The sequence below is a fragment of the Chryseobacterium sp. SIMBA_038 genome (assembly GCF_046535115.1).
Taxonomy (GTDB): domain Bacteria; phylum Bacteroidota; class Bacteroidia; order Flavobacteriales; family Weeksellaceae; genus Chryseobacterium.
Map to the genome: position 1 here is coordinate 1 of NZ_JAWRXH010000049.1, position 368 is coordinate 368.

A 368-nucleotide genomic window follows, 5' to 3' on the forward strand; every position below is an offset into this window, starting at 1 on the left:
GGATCAGCCTGGATACCCGGGATCTGGGTGCGGACATCGAGATCGATAATGCAACCCAGCAAGTCGTACCAAGACGGGGTGCCGTGGTGCTGGCCCGCTATGTCGGCAAGATCGGGCGACGGGTGCAGTTCGAGCTGTTTGACGCGCAGAACAAGGCCATTCCATTTGGCGCCGCGTTAGAAGACGCCGCCGGTAAACAACTGGCCATTTCCCACCCGAGCGGTAAAGCCCTGGCGCTGGTGGAAGAGGACTCGGCCACCCTCACCATCAAATGGGCTGACAAACACTGCCTGGCGCCCTACGCATTGCCTGAGCGCAACAAAGCCCTGAACTACGAGCGCGTGCGCCTGCAATGCCAGCCCTAAAAA

The 368-nt window shown here is 60.3% G+C and carries 1 protein-coding gene; it reads left to right on the plus strand.

The window, feature by feature from the left end:
* Positions 1–365 (plus strand): FimD/PapC C-terminal domain-containing protein (locus SB689_RS22670; protein WP_410694327.1); only part of this gene is annotated, 365 nt, incomplete at its 5' end.
* Positions 366–368: the final 3 nt, after the last annotated feature.